This window comes from Kribbella sp. CA-293567 (assembly GCF_027627575.1).
GTDB lineage: Bacteria > Actinomycetota > Actinomycetes > Propionibacteriales > Kribbellaceae > Kribbella.
The window spans coordinates 1,137,637-1,157,263 of record NZ_CP114065.1; the positions used below are offsets into that span (position 1 = coordinate 1,137,637).

The 19,627-nt window shown below is 67.8% G+C and carries 17 protein-coding genes; 11 read left to right on the forward strand and 6 right to left on the reverse strand.

Features of this window, described 5'->3' with window-relative positions:
- Position 1 precedes the first annotated feature (1 nt).
- From nuoF to OX958_RS05460, 10 genes are read left to right on the forward strand one after another with little or no spacing between them, the layout of a single operon-like run.
- The gene (gene nuoF / locus OX958_RS05415; protein WP_442913250.1) at positions 2-1,303 is read left to right on the forward strand and encodes an NADH-quinone oxidoreductase subunit NuoF; all 1,302 of its coding nucleotides are present in this window, start codon (positions 2-4) and stop codon (positions 1,301-1,303) included.
- Positions 1,300-3,726 (forward strand): NADH-quinone oxidoreductase subunit G, encoded by a 2,427-nt coding sequence (locus OX958_RS05420; RefSeq protein WP_270136064.1) that lies wholly within the window; start codon positions 1,300-1,302, stop codon positions 3,724-3,726. The genes nuoF and OX958_RS05420 overlap by 4 nt, the downstream gene beginning before the upstream one ends.
- Positions 3,723-5,057 (forward strand): NADH-quinone oxidoreductase subunit NuoH, encoded by a 1,335-nt coding sequence (gene nuoH / locus OX958_RS05425; RefSeq protein ID WP_270136065.1) that lies wholly within the window; start codon positions 3,723-3,725, stop codon positions 5,055-5,057. The genes OX958_RS05420 and nuoH overlap by 4 nt, the downstream gene beginning before the upstream one ends.
- Positions 5,058-5,112: 55 nt before the next feature.
- Positions 5,113-5,646: an NADH-quinone oxidoreductase subunit NuoI gene (gene nuoI, locus OX958_RS05430; protein ID WP_270138996.1), complete on the forward strand. Its 534-nt coding sequence runs from the start codon at positions 5,113-5,115 to the stop codon at positions 5,644-5,646.
- Positions 5,643-6,491 (forward strand): NADH-quinone oxidoreductase subunit J, encoded by an 849-nt coding sequence (locus OX958_RS05435; protein WP_442913251.1) that lies wholly within the window; start codon positions 5,643-5,645, stop codon positions 6,489-6,491. The genes nuoI and OX958_RS05435 overlap by 4 nt, the downstream gene beginning before the upstream one ends.
- A gap of 29 nt (positions 6,492-6,520) precedes the next feature.
- Positions 6,521-6,787: an NADH-quinone oxidoreductase subunit NuoK gene (gene nuoK, locus OX958_RS05440; RefSeq protein WP_232828919.1), complete on the forward strand. Its 267-nt coding sequence runs from the start codon at positions 6,521-6,523 to the stop codon at positions 6,785-6,787.
- A gap of 12 nt (positions 6,788-6,799) precedes the next feature.
- The gene (gene nuoL / locus OX958_RS05445; RefSeq protein WP_270136066.1) at positions 6,800-8,671 is read left to right on the forward strand and encodes an NADH-quinone oxidoreductase subunit L; all 1,872 of its coding nucleotides are present in this window, start codon (positions 6,800-6,802) and stop codon (positions 8,669-8,671) included.
- 56 nt (positions 8,672-8,727) lie between these two features.
- Complete coding sequence (locus OX958_RS05450) at positions 8,728-10,191, forward strand: NADH-quinone oxidoreductase subunit M (RefSeq protein WP_270138998.1); 1,464 nt, start codon at positions 8,728-8,730, stop codon at positions 10,189-10,191.
- Positions 10,192-10,202: 11 nt separating this feature from the next.
- Positions 10,203-11,792, forward strand: a complete 1,590-nt coding sequence (gene nuoN / locus OX958_RS05455; protein WP_270138999.1) for an NADH-quinone oxidoreductase subunit NuoN — start codon at positions 10,203-10,205, stop codon at positions 11,790-11,792.
- Positions 11,789-12,805 (forward strand): polyprenyl synthetase family protein, encoded by a 1,017-nt coding sequence (locus OX958_RS05460; RefSeq protein WP_270136067.1) that lies wholly within the window; start codon positions 11,789-11,791, stop codon positions 12,803-12,805. Before nuoN ends, OX958_RS05460 begins: the two co-directional genes overlap by 4 nt.
- Before the next feature lie 45 nt (positions 12,806-12,850).
- Here the strand turns inward: OX958_RS05460 and OX958_RS05465 are convergent, their stop codons facing one another.
- From OX958_RS05465 to OX958_RS05485, 5 genes are all read right to left on the reverse strand, one after another.
- On the reverse strand, positions 12,851-13,438 hold the full coding sequence (locus OX958_RS05465; protein WP_270139001.1) for an AAA family ATPase: 588 nt from the start codon (positions 13,436-13,438) through the stop codon (positions 12,851-12,853).
- Positions 13,439-13,521: 83 nt separating this feature from the next.
- Positions 13,522-13,977, reverse strand: coding sequence for a cupin domain-containing protein (locus tag OX958_RS05470; protein WP_270136068.1), 456 nt, complete (start codon positions 13,975-13,977; stop codon positions 13,522-13,524).
- A 64-nt stretch (positions 13,978-14,041) separates the two neighbouring features.
- On the reverse strand, positions 14,042-14,524 hold the full coding sequence (locus OX958_RS05475; RefSeq protein ID WP_270136069.1) for an RrF2 family transcriptional regulator: 483 nt from the start codon (positions 14,522-14,524) through the stop codon (positions 14,042-14,044).
- Between the two features lie 49 nt (positions 14,525-14,573).
- A complete protein-coding gene (locus OX958_RS05480) occupies positions 14,574-15,002 on the reverse strand; it encodes an Imm1 family immunity protein (RefSeq protein ID WP_270136070.1) in 429 nt (142 codons plus the stop codon).
- Positions 14,999-16,429 (reverse strand): hypothetical protein, encoded by a 1,431-nt coding sequence (locus OX958_RS05485; RefSeq protein ID WP_270136071.1) that lies wholly within the window; start codon positions 16,427-16,429, stop codon positions 14,999-15,001. The genes OX958_RS05480 and OX958_RS05485 overlap by 4 nt, the downstream gene beginning before the upstream one ends.
- A gap of 100 nt (positions 16,430-16,529) precedes the next feature.
- On the opposite strand from OX958_RS05485, the gene OX958_RS05490 reads away from it, so the two are divergent.
- On the forward strand, positions 16,530-16,865 hold the full coding sequence (locus OX958_RS05490; protein WP_270136072.1) for a hypothetical protein: 336 nt from the start codon (positions 16,530-16,532) through the stop codon (positions 16,863-16,865).
- 610 nt (positions 16,866-17,475) lie between these two features.
- Here OX958_RS05490 and OX958_RS05495 read toward each other — a convergent pair.
- On the reverse strand, positions 17,476-19,542 hold the full coding sequence (locus tag OX958_RS05495; RefSeq protein WP_270136073.1) for a PhoX family protein: 2,067 nt from the start codon (positions 19,540-19,542) through the stop codon (positions 17,476-17,478).
- Between the last annotated feature and the right edge of the window lie 85 nt (positions 19,543-19,627).

The window sequence follows — 19,627 nt, forward strand, 5'->3', positions numbered from 1 at the left end:
CGTGCTCACTCCCGTGCTGTCCGACAACTGGGACCAGATCCGCTCCTGGCAGCTGGCCTCGTACCAGCGCTCCGGCGGGTACGACGCACTGCGCACCGCGCTGCGGATGCTCCCGGCCGACGTGGTCACCGCCGTCAAGGACTCCGGTCTGCGCGGCCGGGGTGGCGCGGGCTTCCCGACCGGGATGAAGTGGTCCTTCATCCCGCAGGACAACCCGAAGCCGAAGTACCTGGTGGTGAACGCCGACGAGTCCGAGCCGGGCACCTGCAAGGACATCCCGCTGATGCTCGCCTCGCCGCACACGCTGGTCGAGGGCGTCATCATCGCCGCGTACGCGATCAACGCGAACACCGCGTTCATCTACGTGCGCGGTGAGGTCCTGCACGTGGTCCGCCGGCTGCAGCAGGCCGTCGCCGAGGCGAAGGAAGCCGGCCTGATCGGCACCGACATCCTCGGTTCCGGCTACGACATCGACGTCATCGTGCACGCCGGCGCCGGTGCCTACATCTGTGGTGAGGAGACCGCGCTGCTCGACTCGCTGGAAGGCCGTCGTGGGCAGCCCCGGCTGCGTCCTCCGTTCCCCGCGGTGGCCGGCCTGTACGGCTGCCCGACCGTGATCAACAACGTCGAGTCGATCGCGTCTGTTCCCTCGATCATCGCCAACGGCGCCGACTGGTTCGGCTCGATGGGCACCGAGAAGTCCAAGGGCCCGACGATCTACTCGCTGTCCGGCCACGTCACCCGGCCGGGGCAGTACGAGGCGCCGATGGGGATCACGCTGCGGCAGCTGCTCGAGCTGGCCGGCGGGATCCGGGAGGGCCACGAGCTGAAGTTCTGGACCCCGGGTGGGTCCTCGACGCCGCTGCTGACCGCCGAGCACCTCGACGTACCGCTGGACTACGAGGGTGTCTCCGGGGCCGGCTCGCTGCTCGGTACCAAGGCACTGCAGATCTTCGACGAGACGGTCTGCCCGGTCCGCGCGACGCTGCGCTGGACCGAGTTCTACAAGCACGAGTCGTGCGGCAAGTGCACCCCGTGCCGGGAGGGCACCTGGTGGCTGGTCCAGATCCTCGAGCGGCTGGAGGCCGGTCAGGGTGACGAGGCCGACCTCGAGAAGCTGCTGGACCTGAGCGAGAACATCACCGGCCGGTCGTTCTGCGCGCTGGCCGACGGCGCCACGGCGCCGATCACCAGCTCGATCCAGCACTTCAAGGACGACTACCTGGCGCACTTCTCGCACGGTGGCTGCCCGTTCGACCCGATGGCGTCCACCGTCTTCGCGACCGCTGGAGCAAGCGCATGACAGTCCAAGCCAACCCGCCGGCCGGCCAGGTCGAGAAGGTCGACCTGGTCACGGTCACCATCGACGACGTCGAGGTGAAGGTTCCCAAGAACACCCTGGCGATCCGGGCCGCCGAGCAGATCGGCGTCCAGATCCCGCGGTTCTGCGACCACCCGCTGCTCGACCCCGTCGCCGCCTGCCGTCAGTGCCTCGTCGAGGTCGTTGACGCAGGCAACGGCCGGGGAATGCCGAAGCCGCAGACCTCCTGCTCGCTGACCGTTGCCGACGGCATGGTGATCCGGACCCAGCTCTCCTCGCCGGTGGCCGACAAGGCCCAGCAGGGACAGATGGAGTTCCTGCTGATCAACCACCCGCTGGACTGCCCGGTCTGCGACAAGGGTGGCGAGTGCCCGCTGCAGAACCAGGCGATGACGAACGGCCGGGGCGAGAGCCGCTTCGACGGTGTGAAGCGCACCTACCCCAAGCCGATCAACATCTCCGCCCAGGTGCTGCTGGACCGCGAGCGCTGCGTGCTCTGCGCCCGCTGCACCCGGTTCTCCCAGCAGATCGCCGGTGACCCGTTCATCGAGCTGCTCGAGCGGGGCGCGCTGCAGCAGGTCGGCATCTACGAGAAGGAGCCGTACGAGAGCTACTTCTCCGGCAACGCGATCCAGATCTGCCCGGTCGGCGCGCTGACCAGCGCGGCGTACCGGTTCCGGTCCCGGCCGTTCGACCTCGTCTCGGTGCCCTCGGTGGCCGAGCACGACGCGTCCGGCTCGGCGATCCGGGTCGACTACCGGCGCGGCAAGGTGATGCGCCGGCTGGCCGGCGACGACGCCGAGGTGAACGAGGAGTGGATCTCCGACCGGGACCGGTTCGCGTTCAACTACGCGAACACCGGTGACAGGCTGACCCACCCGCTGATCCGCGAGGACGGCGAGCTGCGGGGCGCGTCCTGGCCCGAGGCGCTGGACTTCGCGGCGAAGAAGCTCGCCGCCGCGCGCGGCAACGCCGCGGTACTGACCGGTGGCCGGCTGACGCTCGAGGACGCCTACGCGTACTCGAAGTTCGCCCGGGTCGCCCTCGGGACCAACGACATCGACTTCCGGGCCCGGCCGCACTCGCCGGAGGAGGCCGACTTCCTGGCCGCCGCCGTCGCCGGCACCGGACTCGGCACGACGTTCGCCGACCTGGAGAACGCCGCGTCGGTCCTGCTGGTCGGCTTCGAGCCCGAGGAGGAGTCGCCGGCGGTCTTCCTGCGGCTGCGCAAGGGCGTCCGCAAGATCGGTACCAAGGTGTTCACCGTCGCGCCGTTCGGGTCGCGCGGGGTGGAGAAGCTGTCGGGCGTCGTCGTCCACAGCAGCCCGGGCACCGAGGCCGCCGTACTGGGTGACCTGCGGGGCACCGGTGAGGCCGGCGCCGCGGCGCTCGACGCGCTGGGCGCCAACTCGATCATCATCGTGGGCGAGCGCCTCGCGACCGTGCAGGGCGCGTACTCCGCCGCTCTGCGGCTCGCGCTGGACACGGGCGCACAGCTGGTCTGGATCCCGCGTCGCGCGGGTGACCGCGGTGCGCTCGAGGCCGGTTGCCTGCCGGGTCTGCTGCCGGGCGGTCGCCTGGTCTCGGACGCGGCGGCGCGAGTCGACCTGCAGGCCGCCTGGGGTGTCGACAACCTGCCCGGCACGACCGGCAAGGACGCGAGCGAGATCCTCGCCGCGGCCGGTTCGCTGCAGGCACTGGTCGTCGCGGGCGTCGAGATCGACGACCTGCCGGATCCGGCGGCGGCCCTGGCCGCGCTGGCGGCCGCGCCGTTCGTGGTCAGCTTCGAGGTCCGCAACTCGCAGGTGACCGAGCACGCCGACGTCGTCTTCCCGGTGGTACCGCCGGCGGAGAAGGACGGCACCTTCGTGAACTGGGAGGGTCGCGAGCGGCCGTTCCCGGTCGTCCTCAAGGTGCCGGCCGCGATGCCGGACGTCCGGGCGCTGGCCGCACTGGCCCAGCAGATGGACACCCCGCTCGGTTTCGCCACTCCGGCCGGCGCCAAGCGTGAGTTCGACGAACTCGGCCGCTGGGACGGCGACCGGGCGGCCGAACCGACGTACCAGCCCGGTCCGGCGCTCGGTGCGTTCGACTCGACCCGGCTGGCCACCTGGCGGATGCTGATCGACGACAGCCGTGGCAACGACGGCGAGCCGCACCTGGTCGCGACCGCCCGCCGTCCGGTGGCGCGGGTCTCGCAGACCACGGCGCACCGGGCCGGTGTCAGCGACGGCGACGAACTGGTGGTCAGCACCGACGCCGGGTCGATCCGGCTGCCGGTCGTCGTCACCGCGATGATCGACAACGTCGTCTGGCTGCCGACCAACTCGGCCGACTCCCACGTCAGGCGCTCACTGCACGCAGACCACGGGTCGATCGTGACCATCGCCGGAGGGAACGCATGATCCCCATCGCCCTGCCCCTGGCCGCCCCGCCGGACGCCGGTGTCGGCAACGACCCCTGGTGGGTCATCGGCCTCAAGGTGCTGCTGGTCTTCGTCTTCCTGGTCGTGCTGACCCTGTTCAACATCTGGTGGGAACGCCGGGTGGTGGCCCGGATGCAGCACCGGATCGGCCCGAACGTGCACGGCCCGTTCGGTCTGCTCCAGTCGCTGGCCGACGGTATGAAGCTGATGTTCAAAGAGGATCTGATCCCGAAGGGCGTGGACAGGTTCGTCTACGTCGCGGCGCCGGTGATCGTCTGCATCCCCGCCTTCCTGACCTTCGCGGTGATCCCGTTCGGGCCGACGGTGAAGATCCCGTTCACCGACACCTACACCCGGCTGCAGCTCACCGACCTGCCGGTCTCGGTGCTCTACGTGATGGCGATCGCCTCGATCGGCATCTACGGCATCGTGCTCGGCGGCTGGTCGTCCAACTCGACCTACTCGCTGCTCGGCGGTCTGCGCTCCAGCGCCCAGATGATCTCCTACGAGGTCGCGATGGGTCTGGCGCTGGTGACGGTCTTCCTGTTCGCCGGCTCGATGTCCACCTCGGAGATCGTCGCCGCGCAGAGCTCGCAGCAGTCGCTGAACCTGTTCGGCGCCGAGATCCCGATCCCCGGCTGGTACGCCGTCCTGCTCTTCCCGTCCTTCGTGATCTACGTGATCTCGATGGTCGGCGAGACCAACCGGGCGCCGTTCGACCTGCCGGAGGCCGAGGGCGAGCTGGTGGCCGGCTTCCTGACCGAGTACTCGTCGATGAAGTACGCGATGTTCTTCCTGGCCGAGTACATCAACATGGCGACCGTGTCCGCGCTGGCCACCACCCTGTTCCTGGGCGGCTGGCGGGCCCCGTGGCCGATCTCGATCTGGGACGGCGCCAACACCGGCTACTGGCCGGTGCTGTGGTTCGTCGGCAAGATGATGTGCTTCATCTTCTTCTACATCTGGCTGCGCGGAACCCTGCCGCGACTGCGCTACGACCAGTTCATGAAGCTGGGCTGGAAGATCCTGATCCCGGTCTCGCTGGGCTGGATCCTGCTGGTCGCCACCGTCCGCGCGGTCGGCCGCGAGGTCGAGGTGCAGCGCAACTACCTGCTGATCGCCGCAGGCGTCGTCGCGTTGATCGCGGTGATCTCGATGTTCCTGCCGCAGAAGAAGACCGAGGAGCAGGAGCCGGTGAGCGAGGAAGAGTTCGACGCCTTCGCCGGCGGCTTCCCGGTACCCCCACCACTCGCCGACTCCGCGACCCGGAGCGAGACGGACATTCGTAGCAAGGAAGGCAGTCGTGGCTAGTGTCAAAGAGTCCCTCTGGGACCCGGTAGCCGGGTTCGGGGTCACCTTCCGGACGATGTTCCGCAAGGTGTTCACCGAGCAGTACCCGTTCGACAAGAAGCCGACCGCGCCGCGGTTCCACGGCAGGCACCAGCTGAACCGCTGGCCCGACGGCCTGGAGAAGTGCATCGGCTGTGAGCTGTGCGCCTGGGCCTGCCCGGCGGACGCGATCTACGTCGAAGGTGCCGACAACACCGACGACTCGGCCGACGGCTCCGCCCGGTTCTCGCCCGGTGAGCGCTACGGCCGCGTCTACCAGATCAACTACCTGCGCTGCATCCTCTGCGGACTCTGCATCGAGGCGTGCCCGACCCGGGCGCTGACGATGACCAACGAGTACGAGCTGGCCGACCGCAGCCGCGAGTCCCTCATCTACGAGAAGAAGGACCTGCTCGCACCGTTGCTGCCGGGGATGGAGGAGCCGCCGCACGAGATGCAGCTCGGCAAGTCCCAGACCGACTACTACCTGGGCCTGACCGGAGCCGCCGTCGTACCGGAGAGCGCCTCGATCCACCCGGAGAGCTCGCTCAAGGGCGGTGCCGACCAGTGATCACTCTCGTCACCGGCGGCCAGGTCGCGTTCTGGATGCTGGCCCCGATCATGGTGCTGGCCGCGATCGCGATGATCCTGGTCCGCAAGGCGGTGCACTCCGCGCTGTTGCTGGCCACCGTGATGATCTGCCTGGCGATCCAGTACGCCGCGCAGGACGCGCCGTTCCTGTTCGCCGTCCAGATCATCGTCTACACCGGTGCGATCCTGATGCTGTTCCTGTTCGTCCTGATGCTGGTCGGCGTCGACGCGTCCGACTCGCTGGTCGAGACGATCCGGGGTCAGCGCCTGTGGGCCGGGGTCGCCTTCCTCGGCATCGGCGTGCTGCTCGTCTTCGCCACCGGCAGCGCCGTGTACGGCGACCCGGTGGGTCTCGGCGCGGCGCAGCCCGACGGGAACCCGAAGGGCATCGCGCAGCTGCTGTTCGGCAAGTACGTGTTCGTCTTCGAGGTCACCTCGGCGCTGCTGATCACCGCGGCGATGGGCGCGATGATGCTGGCCCACCGCGAGCGGCTGACCAAGAAGCTGACCCAGCGCGACCACGCCGAGGAGCGGATCCGCAAGTACGCCGAGGCCGGCGTCCACCCTGGTCCGCTGCCGACGCCGGGTGTGCTGGCGCGGCACAACGCCGTCGACACCCCGGCGCTGCTGCCGGACGGGTCGATCGCACCGACCTCGGTTTCGCGGGTGCTGCAGGCACGTGGCACGGTGTTCCCCGAAGCCGAGGAGCGCGCGGACGTCGACCTGGTCCGTGAGATCAACGACGGCGATCCGGGCGACCAGGTCCCGCCGGAGCCCACCGGCACGGATCTGACCGGATTCCGCGAAGGAGACGAGAAGAAGTGAGTACCGAGCCTTACATCGTCTTGTCGGCGATGCTGTTCAGCATCGGCGCGCTCGGCGTACTCGTCCGGCGGAACGCGATCGTCGTCTTCATGTGTGTGGAGCTGATGCTGAACGCGACCAACCTCGCGTTCGTCAGCTTCGCCCGCCAGCACGGCAACCTCGACGGCCAGATCGCCGCCTTCTTCGTGATGGTGGTGGCCGCGGCCGAGGTCGTGATCGGCCTGGCGATCATCATGGCCATCTTCCGCACCCGTCGCTCGGCCTCGGTCGACGACGCCAACCTGCTCAAGTACTGAGGTCTGAAACCGATGAGTCATGAGCTGACGTGGCTGCTGGTCGCGATTCCGGCGGTGTCCGCGGCGATCCTGCTGCTGGGTGGCAAGGCCACCAACAAGTGGGGTCACCTGCTGGGCACCGCGGCGTCGCTGGCCTCGTTCGTCTGCGGGGTCCTGCTGTTCTTCCAGATGCAGGGCAGGCACGGCGAGGAACGGTCCGAGACGGTCAAGCTGTTCGAGTGGTTCTCGGTCGGCAGCGTGCGGGTGGATGTGACCCTGCTGGTCGACCAGCTGTCCATCCTGTTCGTGCTGCTGATCACCGGTGTGGGTTCGCTGATCCACATCTACTCGATCAGCTACATGGAGCACGACCCCCGGCGCCGCCGGTTCTTCGCGTACCTGAACCTGTTCATCGCCTCGATGCTGCTGCTGGTCCTGGCGGCCGACTACCTGCTGGTCTTCGTCGGCTGGGAAGGCGTCGGCCTGGCGTCGTACCTGCTGATCGGGTTCTGGCAGCACAAGCACTCGGCCGCGACCGCCGCGAAGAAGGCGTTCGTGGTGAACCGGGTCGGTGACATCGGCCTGTCGCTCGCGGTGATGACGATGTGGGCGCTGTTCGGCTCCTCGGCCTTCACCACGGTGAACGCCGGCGTCGAGGGCATCTCGCACACCTGGGGAACGCTGCTCGGCCTGATGCTGCTGCTGGCGGCCTGCGGCAAGTCCGCGCAGGTGCCGCTGCAGTCCTGGCTGCTGGACGCGATGGAGGGCCCGACCCCGGTCTCGGCCCTGATCCACGCGGCCACCATGGTCACCGCCGGCGTCTACCTGGTGGTCCGCTCGCACGCGATCTACGAGATCACCGAGTTCGCCTCCACCGCGGTGGTGATCGTCGGAACGGTGACCCTGCTGGTCGGTGCGGTGATCGGTTGCGCCAAGGACGACATCAAGAAGGCGCTGGCCGGTTCGACCATGAGCCAGATCGGCTACATGATGCTCGCGGCGGGTCTCGGCCCGGCCGGGTACGTGTTCGCGATCTTCCACCTGATCACCCACGGCTTCTTCAAGGCCAACATGTTCCTCGGCGCCGGTTCCGTCATGCACGGGATGAACGACGACGTGAACATGCGGCACTACGGCGGCCTGGCGAAGTACATGAAGGTCACCTTCGCGACCTTCGCCTTCGGCTACCTGGCGATCCTCGGCATCCCGCCGTTCTCCGGCTTCTTCAGCAAGGACAAGATCATCGAGGCCGCGTTCGCGGACAACTTCGTGATCGGTCTGTGCGCCCTGATCGGCGCCGGCGTCACCGCGTTCTACATGACCCGGTTGATGCTGATGACGTTCTTCGGCCAGAAGCGCTGGGAGAAGGACGTGCACCCGCACGAGTCGCCCGCGCTGATGACCGGTCCGCTGGTCGTGCTGGCGGCCCTCTCGCTCGGTGGCGGCGCGCTTTACTTCGCCGGCCACTGGATCATCGAGTGGCTGGAGCCGGTGGTCGGGCACGAGGAGCACCACCCGCCGGTCAGCGCGCTGGTGATGACGCTGATCACCCTCGCGGTGGTTGCCGTCGGCATCGCCGTCGCGGTACTGCGGTACCGCGGCGAGATCCCGCGCGAGGCGCCGGTCAAGGTCTCGCCGCTCACCACCTTCGCCCGCCGTGACGTCTACGGCGACGCACTGAACGAGGCGGTCCTGATGCGTCCGGGCCAGTACCTCACCCGGACCCTGGTCTGGCTGGACAACCGTGGGGTGGACGGCCTGGTCAACGGGCTGGCCGCGCTCTTCGGTGGTCTGTCCGGCCGGCTGCGCCGGTTCCAGACGGGCTTCGTCCGTTCCTACGCACTCAGCATGGTCTTCGGCGCCGCATTCGTGGTCGTCGCCCTCCTCGCGGTGAGGTTGTCGTGAAAATCGGTTGGCTGACCCTGACGCTGCTCCTGCCGTTCGCAGGGGCCCTGGCGACGATGGCGGTGCCGAAAGCCAAGGCGCTGCTGTCCAAGCAGGTGGCGCTGGCTTTCTCCGTCGTCACGCTCGCGCTGACGATCGTGATCGCGATCGGCTATCACCGCAACGGTGCGGCCGGCTACGAGGAGAAGTACACCTGGATCAAGGCGTTCGGCGCGCACTACGCGCTCGGGCTGGACGGCGTCGGGATCGTGCTGCTGGTGCTCACCGCGCTGCTCACCCCGATCGTGCTGCTCGCCTCCTGGAACGACGCGAAGACCGGTCGCTGGAGCGAGAAGTCGTTCTTCGCCTGGATCCTGGCGCTGGAGGCGCTGTCGCTCGGCGTCTTCGCCGCCACCGACGTGTTCCTCTTCTACGTGCTCTTCGAGGCCACGCTGATCCCGATGTACTTCCTGATCGGCGGGTTCGGCGGCGCGCAGCGGTCGTACGCCGCGGTGAAGTTCCTGCTCTACTCGCTGCTCGGCGGGCTGCTGATGCTGGCCTCCGTGATCGGCCTCTACGTCCTCTCGGCGAAGAACGGCGACCCGTCGTACCTGCTCGCCGACCTGGTCAAGCTCGACCTGAGCCAGAACACCGAGCGCTGGCTGTTCCTCGGCTTCTTCTTCGCCTTCGCGGTGAAGGCGCCGATGGTGCCGTTCCACACCTGGTTGCCGGACGCCGCCGCCGAGGCGACGCCGGGCACGTCGGTGCTGCTGGTCGGCATCCTGGACAAGATCGGCACCTTCGGGATGATCCGGTTCTGCCTGGGCCTGTTCCCGGAGGCGTCCCAGTGGGCCACCCCGGTGGTCCTGGTGCTGGCGCTGATCAGCGTCCTGTACGGCGCGCTGGTGGCGATCGGCCAGACCGACATCAAGCGGCTGATCGCGTACACCTCGATCTCGCACTTCGGCTTCATCGTGATGGGCATCTTCGCGCTCACCTCGCAGGGCCTGACCGGGTCGACGCTGTACATGTTCAACCACGGACTCTCCACCGCGGCCCTGTTCCTGGTGGCCGGCTACCTGATCTCGCGCCGCGGTTCGGCGCGGATCGCGGACTACGGCGGCGTCGAGAAGGTGGCTCCGGTACTGGCCGGCACGTTCCTGTTCGCCGGCCTGTCCAGCCTGGCGCTGCCCGGTCTGTCGCCGTTCATCTCGGAGTTCATGGTGCTGGCCGGGACGTACAGCCGGCACAAGGTGATCGCCGTGATCGCCGTGCTCGGCATCGTGCTGGCCGCGCTCTACATCCTGATCATGTACCAACGCCTGATGACCGGACCGGTACGGGACGGGATCGAGAAGCTGAAGGACCTGAACTTCCGCGAGGTGTTCGCGATCGCGCCGCTGGTGGTGCTGATCATCGGCTTCGGTATCTACCCCAAGCCGGTGGTGGACATCATCAAGCCGGCCGTTGAGTCGACGATGCAGCGGGTGGGCGTCACCGATCCGGCCCCGCAGGTTCCCGTGACGGAGGGACAGAAGTGAGTGCAGTGCTGATGACGCAAGCTCTGCCGTTGGCAGACTTCGTCGCCCCGAAGATCGAGTACACCGAGCTGGCTCCGCTGCTCGTGATCTTCGGCGCGGCTTGTGTCGGCGTCCTCGCGGAGGCCTTCCTGCCGCGGCAGTTGCGGCACGTGGTCCAGCTGGCGATCGCGCTGGTCGGTCTGGTGGTCGCCGCGGTCCTGACGATGCTGCTGATGATCGACGAGAAGTCGCTGGTCGGCGCGCAGGGCGCCATCTCGGTGGACGGCCCGGCGCTGTTCACCTGGGTGACGCTGCTCGCGCTGACCGTGGTCAGCGTGCTGCTGTTCGCCGAGCGCTCGGTCGACGGTGGGCTGTCCGCCTTCGCCGGCCAGGCTGCCGCCGTACCGGGCAGTGAGGCGGAGCGGCAGGCCACGGCGCTCAAGGTCGAGCACACCGAGATCTTCCCGCTGACGCTGTTCGCGGTCGGCGGGATGATGTTGTTCGCCTCGGCCAACGACCTGCTGGTGCTGTTCGTCGCGCTCGAGGTCTTCTCGCTGCCGCTCTACCTGCTGTGTGGGCTGGCGCGTCGTCGCCGGCTGATCTCGCAGGAAGCCGCGATGAAGTACTTCCTGCTGGGCGCCTTCGCCTCGGCCTTCCTGCTCTACGGCATCGCCCTGCTCTACGGGTACGCCGGCACGATGGCGCTGCCGGGCATCGCCGACGCGCTGGCCACCAAGACCGGTGGCGACGCGATCCTGCTCGCCGGTACCGGCCTGATCGCGGTCGGCCTGCTGTTCAAGGTCGGCGCGGTGCCGTTCCACTCCTGGACGCCGGACGTCTACCAGGGGGCGCCGACGCCGGTCACCGGCTTCATGGCCGCCTGCACCAAGATCGCCGCGTTCATCGGCCTGATGCGGGTCTTCTACGTCGCCCTCGGCGGCAGCCGCTGGGACTGGGCGCCGATGATGTGGGTCGTCGCGATCCTCACCATGGTGATCGGCTCGATCGTGGCACTGACCCAGACCGACGTGAAGCGGATGCTCGCCTACTCGTCGATCGCGCACGCCGGCTTCCTGCTGACCGCGTTCATCGGGCTCTCGCAGTCCGGCAGCGGGGTCCGCGAGGGCGCCATCACGTCGACCCAGGCGGTGCTGTTCTACCTGGTCGCCTACGGCTTCTCGACGATCGGCGCGTTCGCCGTCGTGACGCTGGTCCGCGACGCCGGTGGCGAGGCCACCCACCTGTCCCGGTGGGCCGGGCTGGGCAAGAAGTCGCCGCTGCTGGCCGGCATCTTCGCCTTCTTCCTGCTCTCCTTCGCCGGCATCCCGCTGACCGCGGGCTTCACCGGCAAGTGGGCGGTCTTCACCGCCGCCTGGACCGGTGGCGCCTGGCCGCTGGTCGTGGTCGGGGTGCTGTCCAGCCTGGTCGCCGGGTTCTTCTACATCCGGGTGATCGTGCTGATGTTCTTCTCCGACCTGCCGGCCGACGCGCCGGACGTGGCCCTGCCGGGTTGGCAGACCACGACCGCCGTCGCGCTGGGTCTGGCCGCCACGGTGGTGCTCGGTCTGGTTCCCGGACCGGTGCTCGACCTGGCGGCCCGGGCGGGTGAGTTCATCCGGTGAGTCCCACCCCGCTGCCGGCCGAGAGCCTGGGATTCGCGTTCGCCGACGAGGCGCTCGAGTCCCGGGTTCGTGCCGGGCTGGAAAGGGTCGAGCAGGCGCTCCGCGACTCCGCACAGTCCGAGGCCGCGTTCGTCACCGAGGCCGCCCAGCACGTCATGGTGGCCGGCGGCAAGCGGTTCCGGCCGTTGCTGGTGCTGCTGGCCGCCGAGCTCGGTCCGGACGCGGGCGCGTCCGAGGTGGTCGACTCGGCCGTGGTGGTCGAACTGACCCACCTGGCCACGCTGTACCACGACGACGTGATGGACGAGGCCGCGCTGCGCCGCGGCGAGGAGAGCGCCAACGCGCGCTGGGACAACTCGGTCGCCATCCTGACCGGCGACTGGCTGTTCGCCCGCGCCTCCGACCTGGTCGCCTCGCTCGGACCGGATGCGGTGCGAATCCAGTCGCGCACCTTCGGCCGGCTGGTCGAGGGCCAGATCCGGGAGACCCTCGGGGTCTCCGAGGGACGTGACCCGCTCGCGCACTACCTGTCCGTGGTCGCGGACAAGACCGGCTCGCTGATCGCCACCTCGGCGCTGTTCGGCGCCAAGTTCGCGGGCGCGCCGGCCGACGTCCAGGAGACCGTCCGGGCCTTCGGCGAGGAGATCGGCCAGGCGTTCCAGCTGGCCGACGACATCCTCGACGTGATGTCCGAGGAGTCCGGCAAGACGCCGGGCACCGACCTGCGCGAAGGCGTACCGACCCTGCCGGTGCTGATCTTCCGGGCCCAGGCCGATCCGTCGTCGCCGGCCGACGCGCGGCTGCTCGAGCTGCTCGACTCCGACCTGAGCGACGATGCCAGGCTGGCCGAGGCTCTCGGCCTGCTGCGTGCCCACCCGTCGCTGCAGAAGGCCGAGGACGACGTACGCCGCCGCGCGGACGACGCCCGCAAGTTGCTGGAAGACCTACCGGAAGGCCCGGGGCGTTCCGCCCTGGAGTCCTTGTGCGACCTGGTGGTCACCCGCTCGATCTGACGCCTCGAAGCCCGCGGAACCTGACGGTTCCGCGGGCTTCTTGCGTTACGGCCGGAAGGTGATGCCCGCCAGCTGGTTGGCCTGGTCGCGGGTCAGGATCACTGCCGAGGCAGCGCCGGGGACCACCCGGCCGGGGGTGGTGACCGCGAGGTCGCGGAGTACGGGCCAACGGCGGCTGTGCGTCTCCATACTTCCCTCCCGGACGACCCGGTCCCGCGCACGCTGGCCGAGCTTGGCGACCTCGGCCGGTACGTCGAGCATGATCAGGTGCACCGGGCGGCCCGCGAGCTTGGCGGCCCGGCCGATCAGCTGCCTGGCCAGCGGCTTCGTCGCGCAGTCGTGGATGACGAGTGGGCCCTCGGTGCGGATGGCGCGCAGTACTTGGGCGTAGTAGGTGACGTGCAGCAGGGGGCGCCAGACGGCGTACGGGACGGACCGGAGTACGGGCTTCCAGCGGTTGCGGATCGGTTCCGAGTCCAGCACCCGCACGTCGCCGGTGGGATCGGGGAACAGGCGCCGGAGCAGTGTGCTCTTGCCGGCGCCGGGGATCCCGGCCAGCACGACGAGCGAGTTGCTGGGGTAGCGGAACTCGGTGGTGTCGAGGTCCTCACGAACCCTCGGTGAGATCAGCATCGCGGTCACAGGGAGCCTCCTTCGGCGTTCCCTAGATGATCCACTGTCCCTCTGAGAGGCCGATGAGAATCGGCTGAAGACGGCTAGCGGTTGGTCCAGGTGGGGCTCTCGACGTAGTGGTTGTCGTAGAGGTCGCTGGTCTTGCCGAGCTCGGCCGGATCGGTTTCGCCGCGATAGACGCCCTCCAGCAGACGGTAGTAGTCGAAGCGCGGCTTGGCCTGGGTGAGGACGAAGAGCACCTCGGCATCCGTCGTACCGGCTGCTTCGAAGGCGTGCGCGGTGTTCGGCGGGACCACGAGGAAGTCGCCGCCGTCGAGGGTGACCAGGTCGTCGTCGGTCAGGACGCGGAGGCTGCCGCTGAGCACGAAGAAGAGCTCGGAGGCCTCACGGTGCAGGTGCGGGGGAGCGCCTTCCTTGCCAGGCTTGAAGATCGAACGGTGACTGGTGAGGTGGCCGTTGGTCGCCGGGGTGTCGGCGAGCAGGGTGACACCGCTGGCGGTCAGTACCTCGGCGTCGGTGGAGCGGACGAGCACGGTCATGATGGATCTCCTTTGTGGATGTTTTATGTCCAGAATTAGGGCATGGGTGAAACTGAGGGATGCTTCAGGCCTTCAGGTTGGCGAACCAGTTGCGGGTGTTGCCGGCGGTCTCGGGGTGGGCGGCCTCCACCTGGGCGACGAGATCCGCGATCGTCTTGCTCGCCAGCTCGCGCCGATAGGTCAGCTCGGCTTCGCGCATCGACATCGAAACGACGCAGGTCTTCCGGTAGTCGGCCTTCGGGTCAGCACCCGGACCGGCTTTCAGGATCTGTGTGCACCGAAAGGCGTCCTCGCTGCCGTCGATCGCCACCACCACATCGAGCAAGGTGATCCGATCGGGCGCCTTGGCAAGCTGGAACCCACCCTTCGGCCCCGAGGTCGACGACAGAATGCCGGCCCGGGTGAGCGCCTGAAGCTGCTTGTTGAGATAGGCGGTCGGCAACTCGTAGAAGGCAGCAAGCCGCTTGGCGGTAACCGCCTCGCTCGGAACGAAGCACAGGTTCACACAACTGTGCACCGCCCACTCGACGCCTTCGTTCATCTTCATAATCTAGATGTTAGATGTCCAGAATAGTGGCGTCAAGGGGTGTTGTGAACTACTGGAGAGGTGCCCACTGGACTGCTGTGGGGCGTGTGCCGGTGCTCAACATCTCGATCAGACTGCGGCGAATTACGTCGAGAGGTACCACGGAATCAGTCGGGTACTCATCCGCGTGGCCGGAGTGGAAGTAGCGCACCTCGGCGCGGCCACTTTCGGTGCCTCGCGCGTAGAACTGACCGCTGAGATCCGTGTACCTCAGCGCGCCGGTGGACGACTCGGGGTCGATCCCCACACGAAGCTCATGATCCGGCAAACCGTCTTCATCGTCAGTCGAACGCTCGTTGACGTAAAGATGCGCAGCGGTGTCGTCAGCGCTCTCATCGGCCTCGATCATCAACTGTGCAATGAAATTCAGGACGTCTTCCGCTGTTGCGAGCGTGGTCGGCTCGCCGTCTCTGGAGAACGCGCTGAGCGTGTAGCTCATTCAAGACCCAGGAGCGCTGCTCGGTGGTTCCAGGCCAGGGTGAGGCAGGCGGCGCTTGTCTGGCCGAGAGGCTCCTGCGTGGTCAGGCGGGTGACGGTCTCTTCGGTGAAAGGGAGGCCGTGAACCGACTTGCCCTCGTCGAGCGAGGTGACGACCTCACCTTCGGGGTTCGTGCTGACTCGTGCGCGGAACAAGGTGTCGAAGACGTGATCGTCGATGACTGTGACAGTGGCGATCGAGGCGTTGAGGCTGAGTGCGTCGACGATGACGCCGAGGATGTAGGGGCGGATGGCGCCGGCGGTGCGGGCCGAGGTCATGTCCCGGTAGAACGGCCAAACCTCGTAGTCGACCGGAGTGCCGCCGCTGCCGTCGTGCTCGGGTTGGCCGAGCAGTTCTTCGGCGTACTCGCGGACCATGTTGCGCCAGATGTCGAGGTCGGCGACGAGACTTCGCGGCGAGATGCTGGCGGGTTGGAACTCGCCTGCGGGGAGCAGACTGTAGTGCCTGCCGTTGGTGACCTGGCTCGGATCGCGGCGCAGGAGGAAGAAGGTGCCCTCGCCGGTCGCGGTGTCGCGCCGGATCGTCAGGGTACTGATCCCCGGATTCACCGCCCGATCGGAAAGATCGAACACGTCGCCGAGCAAGGTGCGAAACGGCAGCTCTCCCCAGCCCAGGCTTCCGCGGAGATCCGCGCCGCCGGCTTCGTGGGCGAGTACCTCGCCGACGTCGAGCTTGTCGAAGAAGGTGGACAGGCCGAAGGACATCGCACCGCGGCCTCCTGCCCAGTCGAGGTCCAAGAGGCGGTAGCTGCTTCGGTTCTCGAACAGAGCCGGCGGGCGGAGGTACCGGATTGCGCTGGTGTAGTTGGTGAACGCGTTGCCAGGAGATCGCAGAGGTAGCGCAGTACGGGCTTCTGGTTCTCTGCCGCTGAGGCGAGGTTCTGGTGGGGTCTCGATCCAGTGCAGCGTCACATCGTCCAGAAGTACAGGTTGCTGCGGCAGCCAACCCGGGGTGCTGAGCGCCGGCACGTGACCAACGCGGAGGTCAGCGTCGTACAGGTCGGCTGTGCGTGCGGCTAGGCCGATACCCTCCTCGGTCAAGTGCTGCCGGATTCTTCGCCAGGCCTGCTGACTGGCCTCGACTGCTGCTTCCGGCGGAGGACGTGTCGTACTCCGCTGGACCGACTCTGGCGTCGGATCCTTGAGGATCATCTCGAAGCGGCGCTGAACATCCGCGTCCGCGCCTTTGAGAGCAGAGTCCAGTACTTCCTGCATCGTTGCGGACAGCACCATGTCCGGCTTGGCCTCCCAGGTGGCGACAGTGCGAACCGCTGCGCCGAGGTGAGCTGCGAAAGCCTCGTTCGTCATCCGCGACGAAGCCCGCAGGGCCGATGCTCGTCGACCGGTCCACAGGTCAACTACGTCCATCCGGTAGCACCCTCCGCGAGGTCATGACTGCACTGGCAATGCATCAGGACTGCACCGTCGCTGCATTCTGGGAACGGCTACACCAGTATTCACTGGTCGCATGGACACGAGGACGCTGCAGGACTGCACCAGGCCGTTGATGCTCGGCTACCTGTGCCGCGGATTGCTCGTGACCGATGGTCAGATGAAGGAACTGGAACAGCAGATGGCCACGTTCGCGCAGGCGGAAGGCTTTGCGATGGGCTTCGTCTATGTCGAGAGATCAGAGACCTCACCGGCGGCGTTCGGCGCACTGATGGAATCGGTGAACCGCTACGAGGTGAGCGCGATCGTGGTGCCGAGTCGCCTGCATCTTGCCGTGCTCGGCTCTCCGCTGGAGATGAACGACAGGTTCGAGCGTGCTGCTGGGGTGCGCGTGCTGCTGCTCGAATCGTGAACTGGCGGATCGGCAGGAGCCTTCATTTGCTAGCCGCTCAGGCAGGAACCTCAAGACCGGCTGGCGCGGTGTGGAGTGCGAGTCCGCTCTGCGCCAGCCGTTCCAATCTGTCACCTCACAGGCGCGCAAAACACCGTTCTCGACCGTGGTACAACGTTTTTTAAGCCGTTATCGAGACCAAGCTGCGGGCGCTCGGCAAGCGGCCACCTGGATCCGGAACGTCTGGAGGAGAAATTGATGAAAGAACCGGCACGGCTGATCGACCCGGCCCATCGCGATGCTCGCAGGCAGCGGCAGTACGAGGCGATCGCTGATTGGTCAGTCGATGTGAGTGGGGACGAGCCGGCTGAAGTGGCCGAGAGGTTGGCGCGGGTTCGGAAGGAGCAGGCCGGGCAGAGGCGGCGTGGCGGATCGTAGTTGGGGCGGGATCGCCAGATCGAGGACGTCCGCGCGAGTCAAGGCCTGACTCGATAAGGGTCAACCGTGGCGTCAGTGCTGTCATGGCAGCGGGACGAGCGACGGAGGAGCGAGGTAGCTGGGGGGTGGGGAGCAGGCGACGAAGGAGCCGGCGCGGGCGTACGGCGTACGAACTGCTCCCCACCCCGAATGCTCAGCTGCCGATGCGGCCGCCGTCCTTGCGCCAGATGCAGGAGATCGCCGGGCGGGGGAAGGGGTGGGTGTGGGGCCAGGTGGAGGCGGGCTTCTCGAAGGTGGCGGTGTCGGTCTCGCCGGGGTGCTGGACGGCGACGAAGGCGGTGGTGTCGTCGTCGGAGATCAGCGGGCCGCAGGCTTCGGAGGCGAAGGGGACCGTGAGGAACTGCTGGACGTGGCCGCGGTCCGGGCCCGCCACCGGGACGGTGAAGATGCCGTCGTTGGAGCCCAGGACGTTGCCGTCGGTGGAGATCCAGAGGTTGCCGGAACCGTCGAAGGCGACGTTGTCGGGGCAGGAGATCGGGCTGACCTTCGACTTGTCGTAGCCGCCGAAGTACGTTTCCTGGGCGGCGGGGTCGCCGCAGATCAGGAACAGCGTCCAGAAGAAGCCGGTCTTGGCCGCGTCGTCGCCTTCCTCGGTGAGCTCCAGGATGTAGCCGTTGCGGTTGCCGGACTTCTCGACCAGCGGGCCGTTCAGGCTGTCGCGGACGAACGACTTGGCCAGCGGGTTCGCCTCGTCGACGGCGAACTTCGCGCCCCGGTCGGAGTTGTTGGTCAGCGCGGCGTAGATCCGGCCGTTCACCGGGTTGCGCTCGATGTCCTCGGGCCGGTCCATCCGGGTGGCGGCCACCTTGTCGGCGGCCGACCGGACGTCGATCAGCACGTCGGCGACGCTCATCCCGTCGATGAACGACTTCTTGTCCGTGGTCAGCGGGATCCACTGGCCGGTGCCGTCGAACAGGCCGTCGGCCGTCCCGTCACCGGTGAACTTGGCGACGTACAGCGTGCCCTCGTCCAGCAGCCCGAAGTTGTTCTTGCGGTTCTCGGAGTCGTACTTGCCGGTCGAGACGAACTTGTAGATGTACTCGCCGCGCTCGTCGTCGCCCAGGTACGCCGCGATCCGGCCGTCGGCGGTGATCGTGATCGTCGCGCCCTCGTGCTTCATCCGGCCCAGCATGGTGCGCTTCTTCGGCGTCGACTTCGGGTCGTACGGGTCGACCTCGACGATCCAGCCGGCCCGGAACACCTCGGTCGGCGTCTTGGACAGGTCCCAGCGCGGGTCGACGATGCTCCACTGCCGGGCCGACTTGGTCACCGTCGTCGGTACGCCGTACCGCTTGTAGCTGTCCACGTACTCCGCCGGAACGGTACCCGTGACGTCGAAGTAGCCGTTGAAGTTCTCCTCGCCGGACAGGATCGTGCCCCACGGCGTGACGCCACCGGCGCAGTTGCCGAAGGTGCCGTAGGCAACCTTTCCGACGCGGCTGTCGGCGGCGGCCGGGCCGGTCACCTCGAACTTGGTGTTCGCGGTGATCCGCCGGTTGTAGCGGCTGCCCTCGCGGTCGCGGCGCCACTTGCCGACGTGCCCGTCGCGCTTGATCTGCACCACCGACATGCCGTGCGCGGCCAGCCCGATCTCGGCCTGCGTCTTCGCGTCGTACTTGCCGGTCGGGAACATCAGGTACTCGTCGGTGTACTCGTGGTTGCAGACCAGCAGCGCGGTCCGCTTCTCCCGCAGCGGCACGACCATCGTGTAGTCGTTGTTGTAGCCGAACTGCTGGGCCTGCGCCGCCGCGGACTGCTTGTTCACGTCGAACTTCGGCGCGCCGGCCTCGACCGGGTCGCCCCAGGCGATGATGACGGCCTGGTCGTACCCCTTCGGCACGACGATGTCGTCCTCGCGGTTCGGCGGTACGACGCTGTGGGTCAGCGCGCGGTCGTTGCCGAAGCCAGGGAAGGCGCCGTTGCCCTTGTCGCCGTTGCTCGCCGCGGAGAAGCCGGCGGCGGCGGGCAGGTTCGAGGCCAGTACGCCGACCCCCGCGGCGGCGACGCCGGCCGCGCCGACCTTCAGCACGCGACGACGGGAGAAGGCCGACTGCAGGACGGTCTGGATGTGCTCGTTGCCGGAGTGGTTGGGCTCGGCGTGGTCGCACTGGCTGGCACACTTCAGCTCGCAGGTGCGCAGGGTGCGGGATCCGTGACGGGTGCCGAGCTGGCTCAGCAGCGGCAGAAACTTGGGGCTCATGGCCGTGAGGCTAGGGAGCCGAAGCGGGGCTCGGGTGAAGGTCAGATGAACGCTGAACGGCTTAGGTTGCCCTCAGTCACCAAGA

Bases quoted from the DNA above. Each gene is read 5' to 3' on its own strand.
- OX958_RS05420 (WP_270136064.1), top strand. From the start codon at position 1,300: ATGACAGTCCAAGCCAACCCGCCGGCCGGCCAGGTCGAGAAGGTCGAC.
- nuoH (WP_270136065.1), top strand. From the start codon at position 3,723: ATGATCCCCATCGCCCTGCCCCTGGCCGCCCCGCCGGACGCCGGTGTC.
- nuoI (WP_270138996.1), top strand. From the start codon at position 5,113: ATGTTCCGCAAGGTGTTCACCGAGCAGTACCCGTTCGACAAGAAGCCG.
- nuoK (WP_232828919.1), top strand. From the start codon at position 6,521: ATGCTGTTCAGCATCGGCGCGCTCGGCGTACTCGTCCGGCGGAACGCG.
- nuoL (WP_270136066.1), top strand. From the start codon at position 6,800: ATGAGTCATGAGCTGACGTGGCTGCTGGTCGCGATTCCGGCGGTGTCC.
- OX958_RS05450 (WP_270138998.1), top strand. From the start codon at position 8,728: ATGGCGGTGCCGAAAGCCAAGGCGCTGCTGTCCAAGCAGGTGGCGCTG.
- nuoN (WP_270138999.1), top strand. From the start codon at position 10,203: ATGACGCAAGCTCTGCCGTTGGCAGACTTCGTCGCCCCGAAGATCGAG.
- OX958_RS05465 (WP_270139001.1), bottom strand. From the start codon at position 13,438: ATGCTGATCTCACCGAGGGTTCGTGAGGACCTCGACACCACCGAGTTC.
- OX958_RS05470 (WP_270136068.1), bottom strand. From the start codon at position 13,977: ATGACCGTGCTCGTCCGCTCCACCGACGCCGAGGTACTGACCGCCAGC.
- OX958_RS05475 (WP_270136069.1), bottom strand. From the start codon at position 14,524: ATGAAGATGAACGAAGGCGTCGAGTGGGCGGTGCACAGTTGTGTGAAC.
- OX958_RS05480 (WP_270136070.1), bottom strand. From the start codon at position 15,002: ATGAGCTACACGCTCAGCGCGTTCTCCAGAGACGGCGAGCCGACCACG.
- OX958_RS05485 (WP_270136071.1), bottom strand. From the start codon at position 16,429: ATGGACGTAGTTGACCTGTGGACCGGTCGACGAGCATCGGCCCTGCGG.
- OX958_RS05490 (WP_270136072.1), top strand. From the start codon at position 16,530: ATGGACACGAGGACGCTGCAGGACTGCACCAGGCCGTTGATGCTCGGC.
- OX958_RS05495 (WP_270136073.1), bottom strand. From the start codon at position 19,542: ATGAGCCCCAAGTTTCTGCCGCTGCTGAGCCAGCTCGGCACCCGTCAC.